This window comes from Blautia sp. SF-50, assembly GCF_900101315.1.
Classification (GTDB): domain Bacteria; phylum Bacillota; class Clostridia; order Lachnospirales; family Lachnospiraceae; genus Blautia_A; species Blautia_A fusiformis.
Window position 1 is genome coordinate 24,951 of the sequence record NZ_FMUW01000018.1, and the last position, 18,609, is coordinate 43,559.

The 18,609-nt window shown below is 44.8% G+C and carries 16 protein-coding genes; 15 read left to right on the plus strand and 1 reads right to left on the minus strand.

The features are described 5' to 3' along the window. The first annotated feature begins 10 nt into the window (after positions 1-10). The 3 genes from BLP57_RS11755 to xylB all read left to right on the plus strand — a co-directional run bounded on the left by BLP57_RS11755 (position 11) and on the right by xylB (position 3,855). Positions 11-628 carry a DUF4867 family protein gene (locus tag BLP57_RS11755; protein ID WP_021651856.1) on the plus strand — a complete coding sequence of 206 codons (618 nt, stop codon included), beginning with the start codon at positions 11-13 and terminating at the stop codon, positions 626-628. 83 nt (positions 629-711) lie between these two features. Further along, positions 712-2,196, plus strand: a complete 1,485-nt coding sequence (locus BLP57_RS11760) for an L-fucose/L-arabinose isomerase family protein (RefSeq protein ID WP_015527462.1) — start codon at positions 712-714, stop codon at positions 2,194-2,196. Between the two features lie 198 nt (positions 2,197-2,394). Continuing rightward, positions 2,395-3,855 (plus strand): xylulokinase, encoded by a 1,461-nt coding sequence (xylB, locus tag BLP57_RS11765; RefSeq protein WP_092071937.1) that lies wholly within the window; start codon positions 2,395-2,397, stop codon positions 3,853-3,855. A gap of 74 nt (positions 3,856-3,929) precedes the next feature. On the opposite strand, the gene BLP57_RS11770 is transcribed toward xylB, so the two are convergent. Beyond that, positions 3,930-4,820 (minus strand): AraC family transcriptional regulator, encoded by an 891-nt coding sequence (locus tag BLP57_RS11770; protein WP_021651859.1) that lies wholly within the window; start codon positions 4,818-4,820, stop codon positions 3,930-3,932. A 345-nt stretch (positions 4,821-5,165) separates the two neighbouring features. Between BLP57_RS11770 and BLP57_RS11775 the strand changes: the two genes are divergently transcribed. The 12 genes from BLP57_RS11775 to BLP57_RS11830 all read left to right on the plus strand — a co-directional run bounded on the left by BLP57_RS11775 (position 5,166) and on the right by BLP57_RS11830 (position 18,588). Beyond that, on the plus strand, positions 5,166-6,401 hold the full coding sequence (locus BLP57_RS11775; protein WP_431833698.1) for a galactokinase: 1,236 nt from the start codon (positions 5,166-5,168) through the stop codon (positions 6,399-6,401). A 283-nt stretch (positions 6,402-6,684) separates the two neighbouring features. Next, entirely contained in the window at positions 6,685-7,149 is a 465-nt protein-coding gene (locus BLP57_RS11780; protein WP_022426942.1) for a DUF1700 domain-containing protein, read from the plus strand. A gap of 671 nt (positions 7,150-7,820) precedes the next feature. Beyond that, the gene (locus tag BLP57_RS11785) at positions 7,821-8,687 is read left to right on the plus strand and encodes a carbohydrate ABC transporter permease (protein WP_022426943.1); all 867 of its coding nucleotides are present in this window, start codon (positions 7,821-7,823) and stop codon (positions 8,685-8,687) included. After that, positions 8,687-9,505 carry a carbohydrate ABC transporter permease gene (locus BLP57_RS11790; protein WP_021651865.1) on the plus strand — a complete coding sequence of 273 codons (819 nt, stop codon included), beginning with the start codon at positions 8,687-8,689 and terminating at the stop codon, positions 9,503-9,505. The genes BLP57_RS11785 and BLP57_RS11790 overlap by 1 nt, the downstream gene beginning before the upstream one ends. A gap of 89 nt (positions 9,506-9,594) precedes the next feature. Continuing rightward, entirely contained in the window at positions 9,595-10,917 is a 1,323-nt protein-coding gene (locus BLP57_RS11795) for an ABC transporter substrate-binding protein (protein WP_092071940.1), read from the plus strand. A 261-nt stretch (positions 10,918-11,178) separates the two neighbouring features. Continuing rightward, on the plus strand, positions 11,179-11,922 hold the full coding sequence (locus BLP57_RS11800) for an MgtC/SapB family protein (protein ID WP_207646709.1): 744 nt from the start codon (positions 11,179-11,181) through the stop codon (positions 11,920-11,922). 458 nt (positions 11,923-12,380) lie between these two features. After that, entirely contained in the window at positions 12,381-13,838 is a 1,458-nt protein-coding gene (locus BLP57_RS11805) for an NAD(P)/FAD-dependent oxidoreductase (RefSeq protein ID WP_092071945.1), read from the plus strand. Positions 13,839-13,845: 7 nt separating this feature from the next. Next, the gene (locus BLP57_RS11810; protein ID WP_092071978.1) at positions 13,846-15,132 is read left to right on the plus strand and encodes an NAD(P)/FAD-dependent oxidoreductase; all 1,287 of its coding nucleotides are present in this window, start codon (positions 13,846-13,848) and stop codon (positions 15,130-15,132) included. Positions 15,133-15,137: 5 nt separating this feature from the next. After that, a complete protein-coding gene (locus BLP57_RS11815; RefSeq protein ID WP_044961717.1) occupies positions 15,138-15,509 on the plus strand; it encodes a DUF1667 domain-containing protein in 372 nt (123 codons plus the stop codon). A 298-nt stretch (positions 15,510-15,807) separates the two neighbouring features. Continuing rightward, on the plus strand, positions 15,808-16,539 hold the full coding sequence (locus BLP57_RS11820) for a glycerophosphodiester phosphodiesterase (protein WP_021976755.1): 732 nt from the start codon (positions 15,808-15,810) through the stop codon (positions 16,537-16,539). Between the two features lie 141 nt (positions 16,540-16,680). Continuing rightward, a complete protein-coding gene (locus tag BLP57_RS11825; RefSeq protein ID WP_015527445.1) occupies positions 16,681-17,799 on the plus strand; it encodes an Ldh family oxidoreductase in 1,119 nt (372 codons plus the stop codon). A gap of 213 nt (positions 17,800-18,012) precedes the next feature. Further along, complete coding sequence (locus tag BLP57_RS11830; RefSeq protein ID WP_092071948.1) at positions 18,013-18,588, plus strand: glycerol-3-phosphate responsive antiterminator; 576 nt, start codon at positions 18,013-18,015, stop codon at positions 18,586-18,588. Positions 18,589-18,609: the final 21 nt, after the last annotated feature.

The window sequence follows — 18,609 nt, forward strand, 5'->3', positions numbered from 1 at the left end:
GGGTTAAATCGTGAAAATTCAGAAAGTAACAGATCCGGCTTTCCGCAGATACGGAAAGGTTCTGGAGGGATACAATTTCGGTCCGCTTCTGAAGGAGATGAAGCATACACCGGTTCCGGAGGATGTGGTATATGTTCCGTCAGCAGAGGAGCTGGAAGCTCTCGATGTGGAAAAAGAGCTGAAAAACAGAGCGTTTGGTGGATTACCTGTCCAGATCGGATATTGCAATGGTCACAATAAAAAGCTGAATGCCCTGGAATATCATCGGAATTCCGAGATCAATGTAGCAGTGACAGATCTTGTACTGCTTATCGGACATCAGCAGGATATAGAAGAGGATCTTACATACGATACCTCAAAGGTGGAGGCATTTCTGGTACCGGCAGGAACCGGGATCGAGGTTTATGCCACAACGCTCCACTATGCACCGTGTCATGTGAATGAGAGTGGATTTCAGTGTGTAGTTGTTCTTCCGAGAGGAACCAACACAGAGATTGATTTTCCGATGTCAGGGGACGGAGAGGACGGTCTGATGACAGCCAGAAATAAATGGCTTATCGCTCATGAGGATGCGAAGATCGAAGGCGCATTCAACGGATTGAAGGGTGAAAATATCACACTTGACTGATTTTGGGTGAAGTGAATAGTTACAAACGAACAATAATATCACCGGTGGAAAATCTGCCGGATATAAAAAGGAGAATGAAGATTATGAACAACATGCCAGAAGTTAAGATCGGAATCGTTGCAGTCAGCAGAGATTGTTTTCCGGAAAGCCTTTCCGTAAACAGGAGAAAAGCTCTTGTAGACGCTTACACAAAGAAATACGATGCAAAGGATATCTACGAATGTCCGGTCTGTATCGTAGAGAGTGAGATCCATATGGTCCAGGCTCTGGAGGATATCAAAAAAGCAGGCTGTAACGCACTCTGTGTATATCTTGGAAACTTCGGACCGGAGATTTCTGAGACCCTTCTTGCAAAGCATTTCGAGGGACCGAAGATGTTTATCGCAGCAGCTGAGGAAACACAGGATAATCTCTGCCAGGGACGTGGAGATGCTTACTGCGGTATGCTGAATGCAAGCTACAACCTGCAGCTTCGTAATGTAAAAGCCTATATTCCGGAGTATCCGGTAGGTGATGCAGAGGACTGCGCGGATATGATCCATGAATTCCTTCCTATCGCAAGAGCGATCGAGGGATTGAGCAACCTGAAGATCATCAGCTTCGGACCGCGTCCTACAAACTTCCTTGCCTGCAATGCACCGATCAAACAGCTTTACAACCTTGGCGTTGAGATCGAGGAGAACTCAGAGCTGGATCTTTTCGAGGCATTCAACAAGCATGAAGGTGATGAAAGGATCCCGGCGATCGTAAAAGAGATGGAAGAAGAGCTTGGTGCGGGAAACAAGAAACCTGAGATCCTTCCGAAGCTTGCACAGTACGAGCTGACTCTGAAGGACTGGGTAAGAGATCACAAAGGATATCGTAAATATGTAACACTGACAGGAAAATGCTGGCCTGCATTCCAGACACAGTTTGGATTTGTTCCATGTTATGTAAACAGTCGTCTGACAGCACAGGGCATTCCGGTATCCTGTGAGGTTGATATCTATGGTACATTAAGTGAGTTTATCGGACAGGTAGTAAGTGATGATATCGTTACACTTCTTGATATCAACAATTCCGTTCCGAAGGATATGTACAAAGAATCTATCGAAGGAAAATTCAACTATACACTTCAGGATACCTTTATGGGATTCCATTGTGGAAACACAGCATCCAGCAAGCTGTCCTTCTGTGAGATGAAATATCAGATGATCATGGCAAGATCCCTTCCGATCGAGGTTACAAACGGAACTCTTGAGGGAGATATCAAGCCTGGAGATATCACTTTCTATCGTCTGCAGAGTACAGCGGACAACAAGCTTCGTGCATATATCGCACACGGTGAGGTTCTTCCAGTTGCAACACGTTCCTTCGGTGCTATCGGTGTATTTGCAATTCCGGAGATGGGACGTTTCTACCGTCACGTGCTGATTGAGGGAGGATTCCCGCATCACGGTGCTGTAGCATTCGGACATCACGGAAAAGCTCTCTTCGAGGTGTTCAAATACATTGGTGTACCGGTTGAAGAGATCGGTTACAATCAGCCGGCAGGCGTGAGATATCCGACAGAGAATCCTTGGAGATAATTAAAACAGGCAGGTAAGATCATCCGTACGTGCTGCCTGATACAAGCAAGTCTCCACTCGCTGCTTATTGCTTTTCGTAACCCCGCAGGGGACTATCTTGATTTGGTTAAATACGATTCAGAAACCGCGGGCTCTCAGGCGTGCAGGCGCTGCGAACTGAGAGCTGCGGTTTCTGTATTTACAGGAGGAAAAATCACTATGTATTATATTGGCGTTGATCTTGGAACTTCCGCTGTAAAGCTTCTTCTTATGGAAGGATCCGGAAAGATCTGCAACATCGTATCAAAAGAATATCCGCTGTTCTTCCCCCATCCGGGCTGGTCTGAGCAGAATCCGGAGGACTGGTTCGCCCAGAGCATGGAAGGGATCAAAGAGCTCACAGAAGGAATTGACCGCAAAGAAGTAGCAGGAATCGGTTTTGGCGGTCAGATGCACGGTCTTGTAACTCTGGATAAAGATGACAATGTGATCCGTCCGGCGATTCTCTGGAATGACGGCCGTACCGGTGAGGAGACGGAATATCTTAATACGGTTATCGGAAAGGAAAAACTTTCTCAGTATACCGCAAACATTGCATTTGCAGGCTTCACTGCACCAAAGATCCTCTGGATGCAGAAGCATGAGCCTGAGAATTTTAAAAAAGTGGTAAAGATCATGCTTCCGAAGGATTATCTTGCCTATCGCCTGAGCGGATCCTTCTGCACAGATGTATCCGATGCTTCTGGTATGCTTCTTCTGGATGTGAAGAACCGCTGTTGGTCAAAGGAAATGCTTGAGATCTGCCATATCACAGAGGAACAGCTTCCGAAGCTGTACGAGAGCTGGCAGGTAGTCGGAAACCTGAAAGCGGAAGTTGCAAAAGAGCTTGGCTTCTCAGAAGATGTGAAGATTGTAGCAGGTGCAGGCGACAATGCTGCGGCAGCTGTGGGAACAGGAACGGTTGGCGATGGACAGTGCAATATTTCCCTTGGAACATCCGGTACGATCTTTATTTCCAGCAAAGATTTCGGAGTAGATGAAAACAATGCACTGCATTCCTTTGACCATGCAGATGGAAGCTATCATCTGATGGGATGCATGTTAAGCGCTGCTTCCTGCAACAAATGGTGGTCAGAGGAGATCCTTAAGACAAAGGATTTTGCGGCAGAGCAGGCACCGATCCAAAAGCTTGGCGAAAATCAGGTGTTTTTCCTTCCGTATCTGATGGGAGAAAGATCTCCGCACAACGATCCGGATGCAAGAGGCGTATTTTTCGGAATGTCCATGGATACCACGAGAGCAGATATGACACAGGCTGTTCTGGAAGGAGTTGCTTTCGGACTTCGAGATTCCCTTGAGGTTGCAAGAAGCCTCGGGATCCATATTGAGCGCACCAAGATCTGCGGCGGCGGAGCTAAGAGCCCTCTCTGGAAAAAGATCATTGCAAATGTGATGAACCTGAAGGTGGATGTGCCGGAGAATGAGGAAGGTCCGTCCATGGGCGGTGCAATGCTGGCAGCAGTAGGCTGTGGTGAATACCCGGATGTGGAAACGATCTGTAATAAGCTGGTCAGGGTAGTAGATACGGTAGAACCGGAACCGGAGCTGGTTGCAAAATATGAAGAAAAATACCGGAAATTCCGCAAACTGTATCCGGCAATGAAAGAGTTGTTCAGATAACAGCCATTTTCACGGATAAATATTGTTCTGCTTCATAGGTATGGAGCACTGAACGGTTAAAGATCAGGAGCATGTCACAGCTCCTGATTTTTTCTGTACTGTCTTGGTGTACAGCCCTTGATTTTCGTAAAGACCTTTGTGTAATAATTAGAGTCCGAAAAACCGGACAGTAGTCCTGATTCCGTAATAGAACAGGAAGGATTTTCCAGATATTCCAGGCTGCGTTCAATGCGGTATTCCTGGATGTATCCGAAGAGAGTGATATTCATACATTTTTTGAAAAGCCGGCTGCATTCGCTGGGACTTAAGTGGATCAGGTCTGCAACATCATTCAGGAGAATCTTTTCAGAGTAGTGTTCTGCGATATAGGACATGATCTGACGGATGCGGCGGTAGTTTTCTTCATCCTGACCGGATGGAAGAGTTGCCTGGGAGATCGTATTTTCATACAAGATTTTCCAGAAGTGCTGCAGTTTGGCGATGATCTCAAATTCATACATGGGTTTCCGGCTACTGTCCAGGTCGATGATGTCACGGATATCTTTTATGGCCTCGGAATGCCATTTACAGGATAGATCAAGCGGTACAGCGGACAGGGAAAAGCTTCGGAGGATCGGTTCTGTATATTTCTGGAAAAGAAGGCTTCCCGAAAATCCGTAGATCAGTTTGGGGTCAAAGGTTATGGGGATATACTGACAGTCCTGATCCTGATACATATATCCGGCATGAAGGGCATTGGCATTGCCAAAGATTGCCTGTCCCTCTTTCAGGTGAAAGGTATTCTGATTGATCTTGTAGAGCATTTCGCCTTTTTTTATATAGGTAAGCTCGATCTCCGGATGCCAGTGCCACAGAAAGGAACCGGTCTCATAGCCGGAAAGCCGCTCGTAGCTTACCAGGAATGGGAAGGAGCTGTCTCCGTGTTTTTTCAGTTCTTTTCCGGCGGGATCTGTGATGATCTGCAAGGTGTTACCTCCTTCCTTCTGTGCGCGGATTCTGAAGTGTATATCTGCTTTTCATAGTGGAATTTATTTTATCAGAAAAGGCAGAAAATGCAAAGGGATATTCCGGGATCACCACAAAATAATACGGTTTTTACACAAAATTGTTATGGACAGAAAAGACGGGACTGTTATAATAAAAGTACATGAAGCGTTACTATTCACTGGTGATATTCTGCGCATTGCGAAGTGTGTTGCTGAGAACGGAGTGAACAGTAACCATGAAGCGTGACAGAGCGGAAGATTTTTTCAGGTTCTTCCGGATCTGGGGTGTAAACTATATAACAGGAGGAAGAAAAAATGGGAACAATTAAAATTCCGGCAGCAGAAGTGCTGAAAAAAATCTATGGCGAGACAGAGGAGAGCAGCGCCCGTTATACCAATCTTGCTGTGAATTTCGAGAAGAAATATCATCATGACAAGGCAGAGTTTTTTACTGCTCCGGGCCGTACGGAGATCATTGGCAACCATGTGGATCATAACGGCGGTCAGATCATTGCGGCAAGTATCGATCTGGATACCATCGGTGCTGCTTATCCAAACGGAACCAATGTGATCCATATGATCAGTGAGGGTTACAAACAGGAAGTAGTTGTTGATCTTGACAAGCTCAGCACAGAAACCTATACAAAAGGTACAGATGCTCTTGTTGCAGGTATTATGGAGTATATGCAGAAAAAAGGCTATGCTACCGGTGGATTTGACGCTTATGTTTCCACCAAGGTTATTGCCGCTGCAGGTGTAAGCTCCTCTGCTTCCTTTGAGATGCTTGTATGTGCGATCACCAATTATTTCTTTAATGAAGGTAAGCTGGAGTATGGCGAGTATGCGAGAGCAGGTCAGTATGCTGAGAATGTTTACTGGAAAAAGGCTTCCGGTCTGATGGACCAGATGGCTTGTGCTGCCGGTGGCCCGATCCTTCTGGATTTCTCTGATAAAGAGAATATCAGCTGTGAGAAGATTGCATTTTCCTTTGAGGATATGGGCTGCAGACTTGTGATCGTAAATACCGGTAAGGGCCATGCAGATCTCAGTGAGGAATATTCCTCTATTCCTATGGAGATGCGTGAGGCTGCGAAGGCTATGGGCGTAGAGCTTCTCTGTGAGTCCAGTATGGAGAATCTTCTGGCACATGTGAAGGATATTCCGAATGACCGTGCTGTTCTTCGTGCGATGCATTTTTATGAAGAGAACAGACGTGTTGCAGATGCTGTGAAGGCTGTTGAGAATAAAGACGGTGAGGGATTCCTGCGCCTTCTTGAAGAGTCTGGTAATTCTTCCTGGGAGTGGCTGCAGAACTGTTATTCTCTGCAGAATTGCAAGGAGCAGAAGATCACGTTGAGTCTGGCGCTTACCAAGCTGTTTCTGAATAAGATCGGTGCTGGTATCTGCAGAGTTCATGGTGGTGGTTTTGCAGGAGTTATCATGTGCGTGCTTCCAATCGAGAACGCAGATGCGTATGTGGACTATATGGCTCAGTATGTTGGAAGGGAAAATGTCTATCCGATGAATATCAGGAGTACAGGGGCTGTTCATGTTGAGTGATTTTTGACGGCATAACGAACGTCATGGAGGGCGATTCGTTTCCGAATGCGGCTTTGGCGGCATACGGAAATGAACCGCCCTTTGCGCTGTACTATGATTTTTTATTTTTTAATCAAAATTTTATGATTTGTTTCTGATTTAAATTTATGGGTTATGGTATAATGAGAAAAATTTTAAGAGAGTAATAAAAAAGAATTTGCAGAAGTTTTCAAGGTGAGGTTTCTGGAGTTGTTTTGAGTTTTGTTTTTTTCATTATATTTCATAAGAAAGGTTTGACATATTTATGAGCAGAAGAGAGTTTCTTGAGGTTTTACGGGGGCAGCTGTCCGGACAGATGACCCAGGGGAGAGCTGCGGCTCATGTGCGGTATTATGAGGATTACATTCAGTCTCAGGTCCGGAACGGTCGAAGTGAATCAGATGTTCTGGCAGAACTGGGGGATCCCAGGCTGATCGCCAAGACTTTGATCGATACAGATGACAGTGCAGCTGTTTATGATGAGTCTGGTTATTCTGAAGAGAGCTACGGTGCAGATGATTATGCGGATAATGGGACGGAGAGCAGTGCCGGAAAGGCAAGAAGCTTTAAACTGGATCTGAGCACATGGTATGGGAAGGCAATCGTGATCGCCATTGCAGCGTTAATTGTGATACTTTTAACAACTGTTTTGGTGGCAGTTGCTCCATTTTTGATAATTTTTGGTATAGTTTTGTATTTAATATCCTGGTACAGGAAGAAAAAAGTGTAATTGTTCCACAACAGCTGTGAATTAAAGACAATTTCCGTGTAATGAAATGGATTGCTTGTGAAAAAAGTATTTATAAGATTTGCATAAAAAATATGTGTTTGGTCTTGATTTATAGTGGATTTTACTGTATAATCTGGGTTAACAAGTTGAGATTGTGTCTGTTTTGTATAAAAACAGATGATGCCATTGAGAAGAGAGAACGGCAGAAGATATGCATCTAAGGATGCGTTATTTTCTGCCGATTTTTTTATCTGTTTTTTATGGAAGGTGATCAGAATGGATTGCCTTATTGAGGTGCGGTAAAATGTATAAAATAGATAAAAAAATAATTATTATTAAATGATAATTGTATAAAATAAATAAAGAAATATTGAAAAATAAGAAAATAATTGTTGATTATATGCAAGAAATGTGTTATCATTTGGTAAAAAGTTGGTAAAGATAACAAACACGCAAATACAAAGGAGGGTAGTGGGAGGGCATTTTTGACAGCAGAACGTAAATGAGAGTTTTGCTTAATGTATTGGGGTAATTGCTGGAAGATATAACGGAAATGTTTTTCAGCAGAATGTGTAATGAGCAACATGATCAGCACTGTCAGGAGGACAGAGATATCGTGATGATGCAGCTGATCGGTAGTACGTAAATTTATGAAAAGCAGGTGATATACAATGAAAAGTAAAAAATCTTTTTTCAGGACAGTGGAGCCTTATCTCTATCTGGTTCCTGTAATGATCCTTTTTATACTGTTTGTATTCTGGCCGTTCGTTAAGACGATCCAGCTGAGCTTTGCCAGAACCACACCTCTTGGTCAGGTGGCACAGTATGTAGGACTTGACAACTATACGAATATTTTTACAGATGGAACGTTCCTTAACAGTTTGGTGACAACACTGAAATTTTCTGTTATGCGAGTTATCCTTTCTATTGTGCTCGGTTTTATACTGGCGATCATCAGTACAGAGAAGATCAGGGCAAAGGGATTTTTCCGTACTGTATATGCACTTCCGATGGCTATTTCCGCAGCAGCGGCATCTGTAGTGTTCATGTTTATTTTCCACAGCTCTCTGGGTATCCTGAACAGGGCTCTCGGAACTCATATCGGATGGCTGACAGATAAGAAATATGCACTGATCGCAGTTACGATCGTTAGTGTATGGATGGCGATCGGTATGAATTTCATTTACCTTACTGCAGCGATCCAGAGTGTACCGGCTGAGCTTTATGAGAGCGTTGCCCTGGATGGAGCGAATTTCTTCCAGAAGCACCGTCATGTAACGATTCCGTCAATCTCTCCGACACTGTTCTTCCTTCTCATCATCAATGTCATCAACTCCGTACAGGCATACGCAGAGTTCAAGATGATGACCCAGGGCGGACCGGCAGAGAGTACCAACGTTATCGTGTATGAGATTTACCAGGAGGCATTTATCAACAGCCGTTTCGGTGTGGCCTGTTCAGAATCCGTAATTCTGTTTGTTATTTTGATCATCCTGACTGCACTGCAGTTTAGACTGGAAAAGAAGGTGACCTACTGATGAAAGAAAAACCATATGTAAAAGTGGCGATGTATGCGCTGAATATTATTTTTGCAATTATTATTATTGTTCCTGTTATCTACTGTTTCAATGTTAGTATGATGGATCTGAAGGAGATCTACGGCGGAAAGTTCTGGCCGTCCCATCTGACTATCGAGAACTACACAAGAGCATTTCAGCTTGCACCGTTCTTTACCTTCATTAAGAACTCACTGATCGTATCCGGTGTTATCACATTTGCTCAGGTCGTTACAGGTGCTCTTGCAGCATATGCTTTTGCAATGATGGAGTTCAAAGGCAAAAAGGTCCTGTTCTATATTATGCTGGCAACCATGATGATCCCGAGCCAGGCGATCATCATCGCAAACTACCTGACTATTGCTGACTGGGGTATCCGTAATACATACGCAGCGCTGATCCTTCCTAATGCAGCAGCAGCTTTTGCGGTATTCAACATGCGCCAGGCATTCCTGACACTGCCGAAGGAGATCCATGAAGCGGCAGAGATTGACGGATGTACAAATTTCAAGTTCTTATATACCATCGGTGTTCCGCTTATCAAACCATCACTGGGTGCTCTGATCATCTATGTATTCCTTCAGAGCTGGAATTACTATCTGTGGCCACTGCTTGTAACTGACAGTGTAAATATGAGAACAGTTCAGATCGGTCTTGGTATGCTTCAGGGGGCTGAGGCAACAGACTTCCGACCGGTTATGGCTGGTGCTATGGTTATCCTGATTCCGTCGATCCTTGTATTTATCATTGGTCAGAAGCAGATGATCAGTGGTCTGACAGCAGGTGCTGTTAAGGGTTGATCCAATCACATAAGAGCAAGTAGCAAAAATGTTAATTTGTCCGACCTGTATTGGGGCGGGTCGGACCATTATAAAAGGAGGGTTTCTATATGAACAACAAAAAATGGATGGCGATTCTTTTAGGAGGAATCATGGCTGCATCTCTGGCAGCTCCGTGCTCAGTAAGTGCAGCTGAGAAAACAACACTTACATTCTGGCATGCAATGGGCGGCACAAACGGTGAGGTGCTTCAGCAGATCGTGGATGATTTCAACGCATCCCAGGATGAGATCGAGATTAAAGCTGAGTATCAGGGAACCTATGATGATACCATCACAAAACTGAAAGCTGCTATGCAGAGTGACTCCGGTCTTCCGGATGTCTGCCAGATGTATGACGTAGGAACAAAGTTCATGTATGACAGTGGTGCTGTCATTCCTGTAGAAGACAAATTTGAGAGCACAGGCTATGATAAGAGCTCTGTTATGGATGTTATCAGCAGCTACTATACCGTAGAAGGCAAGCAGTATGCAATGCCATTTAACGTATCCACACCTATGCTGTATTACAACAAAGACGTATTTGAGGCAGCAGGACTTGATCCTGAAACTCCTCCGACAACTTATGATGAGGTTCTTGAGGATGCCAAGAAGATCGTAGACAGCGGAGCAGCTCCGGTTGGTTATTCACAGGCTATTTACGGATGGTTCTTTGAGCAGCAGCTTGCAGGACTTGGTGTAACATACGGAAACAATGACAATGGACGTAAAGAGGCAGTTACAGCTGTTGATTTTGATTCCAACGGCGGCGGCCTGAAAGTATTTGATATGTGGAAAAAGCTGTATGATTCCGGATATTTCGAAGATTACGGAACAACAACAGCAGATACTCAGACAGCGTTCTTCTCCGGACAGGTTGGTATGATCATCGAGTCTACTGCTATCCTGAAAAATGCAGTTGATTCTTCTCCGTTCGAAGTTGGTACAGGATATCTTCCGAGAATCGAGCAGAATGATGAAGGCGGCGTTATCATCGGTGGTGGATCCCTGTGGCTTACAGATACAGGCAACGAAGCTAACGAAGATGCAGCATGGAAATTCATCGAGTACATCACAACTCCTGATGTACAGGCTAAATGGTCCATGGGTACAGGATACTTTGCAATCAACGAGAAAGCTTATGAGACAGAGGATATGAAGGCTTACCTCAAAGAAAACCCGAACTTCGAGACAGCTATCAACCAGCTGAAGGATTCTCCTGTAAACTGCAATACAGCAGGCGTTCTCTCAGGTGTACAGACAGAAGCCCGTCTTACATTCAACGAGATCATGCCGCAGGTATATGATGGCAAGCTTACAACTCAGGACGCTGTTGATCAGCTTGCAGATTCTGTAAACAAAGCGATTGAGAACTATAACGAGTCTATTAAATAATCAGAATGCCCTCTGATCAGTAGATAGAGCAACAGATAGGGATACCGCCGCCGGGCGCCGGTATCCCTGCTGTTTTACATGCTGTGAGATTACAGATCATGTATATCCGGGGTATAGGATCATATGAAAAACTGTGTAGTGAGACGGACGGAGTGAGTCCGGCTGACTAGACAGCTTTCGAATGGAGGGAGTGTGGCCTGCGGCGTTCGTGCAGGGCAAAATGAAGTGATGCGCTATTGGCGTTATCACCGGCAGAAAATAATGTTACAACAGGAAAGGGGCAAATTTATGGGCGGAATTCTCGGAGCATGTAATGCAATATCGGATTATTTGCACACTTTAAATATGGGATCGACGCTGTTTCGGCTGATTCTTGCGATGTTTCTTGGATGTCTGATCGGTATTGATCGTGGAATGAAGAAGCGTGTGGCAGGTGTAAAAACACATATGATCGTCTGTATGGGGGCAACTTTGGTTATGATGACGGGCGATTTTATCCATGTATATTCTAATGGGGCAGGAATCGGAGATACTGCACGACTTGGCGCACAGGTTGTCAGCGGGATTGGTTTTCTTGGAGTGGGAACCATCATTGTGACCGGACAGAGACATGTATCCGGTCTTACGACAGCGGCCAGTCTTTGGACTTCTGCGTGTATCGGACTTGCTGTGGGAATCGGCTTTTACAGCGGTGCGATCTTTACCACGCTGGGGCTTATTCTGGTGTTCAAATATGCGAAATATATAGAGGTTTATGTGGAAGAACATTCCAATACCTATGACGTATATATGGAGTTTGAAAATGAAGACAAGATGAGTATGGTCATAAAGAAGCTCCGGGAAGAGGACATCCTGATCTCCAACGTAGTTATCATCAAAAAGAGATCCAAAACACAGAGTGTGGTGATCCAGGCAACAATGGAGGCTGCCAAATGGAAAGCACGCCATACTGTATTTCGTGAGGTAAGACAGCAGGAAGGAGTTATTTCTGTGGAGGAAATATGATCGGGAATACAATGAAATTTATCATGCTTTTGGTGAAGTTAAGAGCATGTTAAAGAAAAAACGATGTATTTTACGAAAAATGCACTTGAAATATGAAGAATAGTCTGATATAATGAGTACAAAGTGAAGAGAGAATCTGATTCAGCTTGCTGAATACAGAGAATGCCATTGAGAACAGAGACCGGCATGAAGACACATGGATAAGTGTGTTTTTATGCCGGATATTTTTATGCGCAAATGTTAATGTTTCAAAAGGATTACAAGGGTTACAAAGGGTTACGGCATAAAAATAATGGCATATTCACTTGAAAGATTGCTGTTCGTAAGCAGTACTCCTCGCAGAATATATACCTGCGGACGGCAATGCTTGTGTTGCAACGGATATTCTGCTGTTTCCGGCGCAGAGAAAGCCGGGGACAGTTCAGAAGATCCGCAAACAGGAAAGGAGAAACAGATCTATGTATGATGTGATCATTATCGGAGCAGGAGTTTCCGGAGCGGCAGCGGCGAGAGAGCTTTCAAGATATCGGCTGAAAATCTGCGTTCTGGAGCGAGAAGAGGATGTATGCTGTGGAACTTCCAAGGCAAACAGCGGAATCGCTCATTCCGGTTATGATGCAGAACCGGGAAGCCTTATGGCGGAACTGAATGTGAAGGGCAGCAATATGATGGGACAGCTTTCGAAGGAACTGGATTTTCCTTTTAAACAGACGGGTTCATTGACTGTCTGTACGACTGAGAATGGAATCGCCATGCTGCATAAGCTGCGTGAAAGAGGAATGAAAAACGGAGTAGAGGGACTAAGGATCCTTGACAGAGAAGAAGCACTTGCCATGGAGCCGAATCTGTCTGATCAGGTGCTGGCAGCGCTGTATGCACCGACAGCCGGAATTGTCTGTCCCTTTGAGCTGAACATTGCAATGGCAGAGAATGCATATAACAATGGTGTGGAATTTAAATTTGACACAGAAGTAAAGAACATCCGAAAACAGGAAAAAGGTTTTGTTGTGGAAACCTCAAAGGGTGATTTTGAGACAGGCTGTATCGTCAATGCTGCCGGTGTCTATGCGGATGTTTTTCATAATATGGTAAGTGAGAAAAAACTGCATATCACTCCTCGTAAGGGTGAGTATATGCTTCTTGATAAAAGTGCAGGAACACATGTGAATCATACGATCTTTGCACTTCCAAATAAGAACGGAAAAGGAGTTCTGGTAACACAGACTGTTCACGGTAATCTTCTGATCGGGCCTACAGCTACGGATCTGGAGGATCGGGAGGAAACAGCGACTACCTCAGAGGGGATGGAGGAAGTAAGTGTCAAATCCCGGAAAACAGTAAAGGATATTCCACTGCGGAAGGTGATCACAAGCTTTGCAGGGCTTCGAGCTATCGAGGACGGTATGGATTTTGTGATCGAAGAGGTGGAGGATGCTCCAGGATTTATCGATTGTGCAGGAATCGCATCTCCGGGACTTACCAGCTCACCGGCCATTGGCTGTATGGTTGCTGACATCGTAAAAGAAAAATTACATCCGGAAGTAAATCCGGATTTTGATCCGGTGAGAAAAGGGATCCTGGATCCGTCAGAGCTTTCTCTGGAAGAAAGAAATGAGCTGATCAAAAGATCACCGGAATATGGAAATATCATCTGCAGATGTGAGATGATCTCTGAGGGAGAGATCCTGGATGCGATCCGAAGACCGCTTGGAGCGAAATCCCTGGACGGAGTAAAACGCCGTACAAGAGCAGGAATGGGAAGATGTCAGTCAGGCTTCTGCTCTCCCAGAACAATGGAAATCCTCAGCCGAGAGCTTGGCATTTCCATGGAGGAGATCACAAAAACAGGCGGAGCTTCCAGACTGATCGAAGGAATCAACAAGAAAATTGCAGAGGAGGGCGAGAACCATGAATGATAAGATTATGATGAAGAGAGATATCGTGATCATAGGCGGAGGCCCTGCAGGACTGGCAGCAGCCCTGGCTGCAAAGAAAGAGGGAGCAGAGAGTATCCTGATCCTGGAGCGTGATAAGGAGCTGGGCGGGATCCTGAATCAGTGTATCCATAATGGATTTGGCCTTCATACATTTCAGGAGGAGCTGACAGGACCGGAATATGCGGCACGTTTTATCCGGATGGTAAAAGAGCAGCAAATCGAGTACCGGCTGAACACCATGGTCATGGATATCAGCCAGGATAAGGTGATCACTGCCATGAGCCGCCAGGAGGGAATGTATCAGATCCGGGCAAAAGCTGTGATCCTTGCCATGGGCTGCAGAGAGAGACCGCGAGGTGCACTGAACATTCCGGGATATCGACCGGCAGGCATTTATTCAGCAGGAACAGCACAGCGCCTTGTAAACATGGAAGGATTTATGCCGGGAAAAAAAGTAGTGATCCTGGGATCCGGTGATATCGGACTGATCATGGCTAGACGTATGACGCTGGAAGGTGCAGAGGTTAAGGCAGTGGCAGAATTGATGCCATATTCCGGAGGCCTGAAGCGAAATATCGTGCAGTGCCTGGATGACTTTGGAATCCCGTTGAAGCTTAGCCATACAGTGGTTGACATAAAAGGAAAAGAACGTGTGGAAGGAATCACTCTTGCAGAGGTAGACGAAAACAGACGCCCGATTCCCGGTACAGAGGAATTTTTTGAATGCGATACGCTTCTTCTTTCTGTTGGTCTGATCCCGGAGAATGAGCTTTCCGGACAGGCAGGTGTGAAGCTGAGTAATGTGACTTCCGGACCGGTGGTAAACGAAAGTCTGGAGACAAATGTAGAAGGTATTTTTGCCTGCGGAAATGTTCTTCATGTTCATGATCTGGTGGATTTTGTTTCGGAGGAAGCCGGCAATGCAGGAAGAAATGCGGCTCTCTATATAAACAACAATGGAGAGGACAAAATACCGGAAGAGATAAAAATCACGCTTTCGCCCCAAAACGGAGTCCGCTATACAGTGCCGTCTGAGATCCGTATCGGTCATATGGCGGAGGAGCAGCTGGTCCGCTTCCGTGTGGGAAATGTATATAAAAATTGTTACATCCGTGCATATCTGGATGGAGAACGGATCTTTTCCAGAAAAAAACAGGTGGCAGCACCCGGAGAGATGGAACAGATCAAATTGAAAAAAGAGCAGCTTCTTTCCATTCTGGAAGGAAAACAGAAACAGGATAAACATGAACTTGTGATCCAGGTGGAGGAGTGATGAAAATGGAAAAAAGGAATCTTACTTGTATCGGATGTCCTATGGGATGCGCCCTTCTGGTGGAAATGGATGGAAAAGAGATCATTTCCGTCACAGGAAATACCTGTAAAAAAGGTGCGGAATATGCAGTGAAGGAAGTGACAGATCCGACCAGGATCGTGACAACGACCGTGCGTGTGAAGAATGGAAGCATGCCGGTGGTGTCAGTAAAGACAGCACAGGATATTCCGAAAGGAAAGATTTTTGACTGTGTGGAAACGCTGCGGGATGTATGTGTGGAAGCGCCGGTTCAGATCGGGGACGTGATCCTGGAGAATGTAGCAGGCACAGGCGTGGATATCGTGGCTACAGGAAATGTGAAGCAGATCATACAGTGATCTGCAAAGGATATATATGGCAATCTGTATGCTTATAATATGTCAGCCCTCCGGCAGACAAAGCGAATAAAATAAACCTGAAAAGGCTTTTTTATCGCTTTGTTTGTCATGAAATAAAATATACAAAATGCACAAAAAATATTAGTGCTTAAAAGAATGATTAATTAAAAAATAACAAAAAAATATATAAAAATCGATAAAAAATGTTGAAAATAAATAAACACTATGATATAATCAGAAATATGAATTAGCAAAAATGCTCATAACGATGTAATGCATTGAATGGAGGATGATTAGAATGAAAGTATTTGGACATCGTGGTTTCAGCGGAGAATATCCGGAGAATACAATGCTGGCGTTTCAGAAGGCTGTGGAGGCTGGCTGCGAGGGGATCGAGCTTGATGTACAGCTGACCAAGGATCTGGTTCCGGTGATCATGCACGATGAGAAGGTTGACCGTACCACAGATGGAAACGGATATATCTATGATCTTACATATGCTGAGCTGTGTAAACTGGATTGCAGTTATCCGGATAAGTTTGCCGGAAAATTCGGCAGGCTTCAGATTCCGACTCTGAGAGAGTATTTGGAGTGGATGGCAGAGGAGGAAGATCTGATCACAAACATCGAGCTGAAGAACAGTGTTTATTATTATGGTGGTATGGAAGAGAAGGTCATTGATATGATCTGCGAATATGGTCTGGAGGATCGGATCATCCTTTCCTCTTTCAATAACGCATCCATTGTATTGTGCAGACAGAGTGATGAGACTATTGCAGGGGGCTTTCTGGTAGAGAAATACGTGGATAATGCAGGGGTTTATGCAAGAACCTGTGATGTGCAGTATTATCATCCGAATCTGGAATACCTGAAGGAAGAACATGTACGCAGCTGTTCCCAGAACGGGATCGGGGTGAATGTCTGGACTGTAAACGAGGAAGAGGATATGAGAAGGATGAAGAAATGGGGAGTAAACTCCATCATCACCAATTATCCGGACAGAGGAAGAGCAGTGGCAGACGAGGATTGAAACTGTAATGCAAAGACGCTTTCTGTAAGGTACATACAGGAGGCAGGCTAAATTTGAAATCTCCGGCAGGAGGGGGTCCTGCTGCAGATCTATATAAGCAAAATAAAAAAACTATAATAATGTATATGGAGGATTTTTACAATGGAGAAAGAAACAAGACCTTTTATTTCCTGGCAGCTTGCAGACGATTTTATGACTGCAGTATTTGAGAAAATGGGAGTTCCGACGGAGGATGCAAGACTTTGCGCTGATGTACTTCTGGAAAGTGACAGACGTGGAATCGAGAGCCATGGTTGCAACCGCTTTAAACCGATCTATATCGACCGTATCAAATCCGGAATCTTAAATCCTGTAACAAAGATCGATATTCTTAAAGAGACACCGACAACTGCAGTTCTTGATGCTAACGATGGTATGGGAATGGTAGCCAGCAAGAAGGCTATGGACATGTGTATCGAAAAGGCACATAAATACGGCATGGGTATGGTTGCAGTCCGTAACTCTTCTCATTATGGAATCGCAGGATATTGGACAGGTCTCGCAGCAAAAGAGAATATGATCGGTATCAGCGGTACCAACGCAAGACCATCCGTTGCACCGACATTTGGTGTTGAGAATATGCTTGGAACCAACCCACTGACATTTAGTATGCCTACAGATGAGCCGTTCCCGTTTACACTGGACTGTGCAACATCTGTTATCCAGAATGGCAAGATCGAATACTACGCACGTATCAACCATGATACTCCTAAGGGTCTTGTTATTTCCAGAGAAGGAGAGGAGCTTACAGATAGTGCAGAGATCCTTAAGAAGATCAGAAGCCAGCAGGCAGCACTTGCTCCTCTTGGTGGATTTGGTGAGACAACCGGAGGATATAAGGGATACGGATACTCTACTGTTGTTGAGATCCTTTCCGCTGCTCTTCAGTCCGGTCTCTTCCTGAAAGCTCTGGATGGTAAGGATGAGGAAGGAAAGATCCGTCCATATCATCTTGGACATTTCTTTATTGCTATCGACACAGAGGCATTTATGGGTGCAGAGGCATTCAAGAAAACATGCGGTGATATCCTGAGAGACCTGAGAGGCTCCGAGAAGGCTCCTGGACAGGAACGTATCTACACAGCAGGCGAGAAGGAATATGATGTATGGATGTATCGTAAGGATAAGGGAGTTCCGGTGACAGAGGCAGTTCAGAAAGAGTTTATCGGACTTCGCGATGAATTCGGACTTACACAGTTCAAATTCCCGTTTGAGAAATAATGTATCTGCAGAAGGGAAGTCCATAGGGGCTTCCCTTCTTTTACCAGAGAAGAAGATTGTCTGAGAATTGTAATACAGCCGGAAATAAAACAAATATATTTGGCAAATGCGTCTGGTCTTTGAAGCAATAAACTGATACAATAAGAATAATATCTTCAAATAATGCGCGGAGATAAAATGATATTGTGTGAACATTGCGGAGGAAGAGAGAAGATGAACAAAGAATTTCTGGACGCGATCGAGGCGAACCCGATCATAGCGGCTGTAAAGGATGAGCAGGGGCTTCAGAACTGTTTGGGCAGGGAGGAGCTTACCGTGATCTTTATCCTGTATGGAGATATCCGTTCTATTGGGGGAATTGTGGAGCGGATCCACCAGGCGGGGAAGATCGCGATGGCACATATAGACCTGATCACAGGTTTAAGCTCAAAAGAGGTTTCTGTGGATTATATTTGTAAAAATATCCATGCAGATGGGATCATTTCAACAAAAGCATCCATGATCAACAGGGCGAAGAAGCTTGGAATGTATACAGTTCTGCGTTTTTTCCTTATTGATTCCATGGCAATCAAGAACATTGAGAATCTGGAAAATCAGCATGAGCAGCTGCCGGATGTGGTAGAGGTTCTGCCGGGGCTGATGCCGAAGATTCTTAAACAGATATGTAAAACAAGCAAGGTGCCTGTGATCGCAGGCGGTTTGATCTCCGATAAGGAGGATGTGATGGGAGCTCTGGGTGCGGGGGCAGCAGCGGTTTCCACTACAAATCAGAAGGTATGGGAATTATGAGGCTGCAGAGGCATTGAGCCG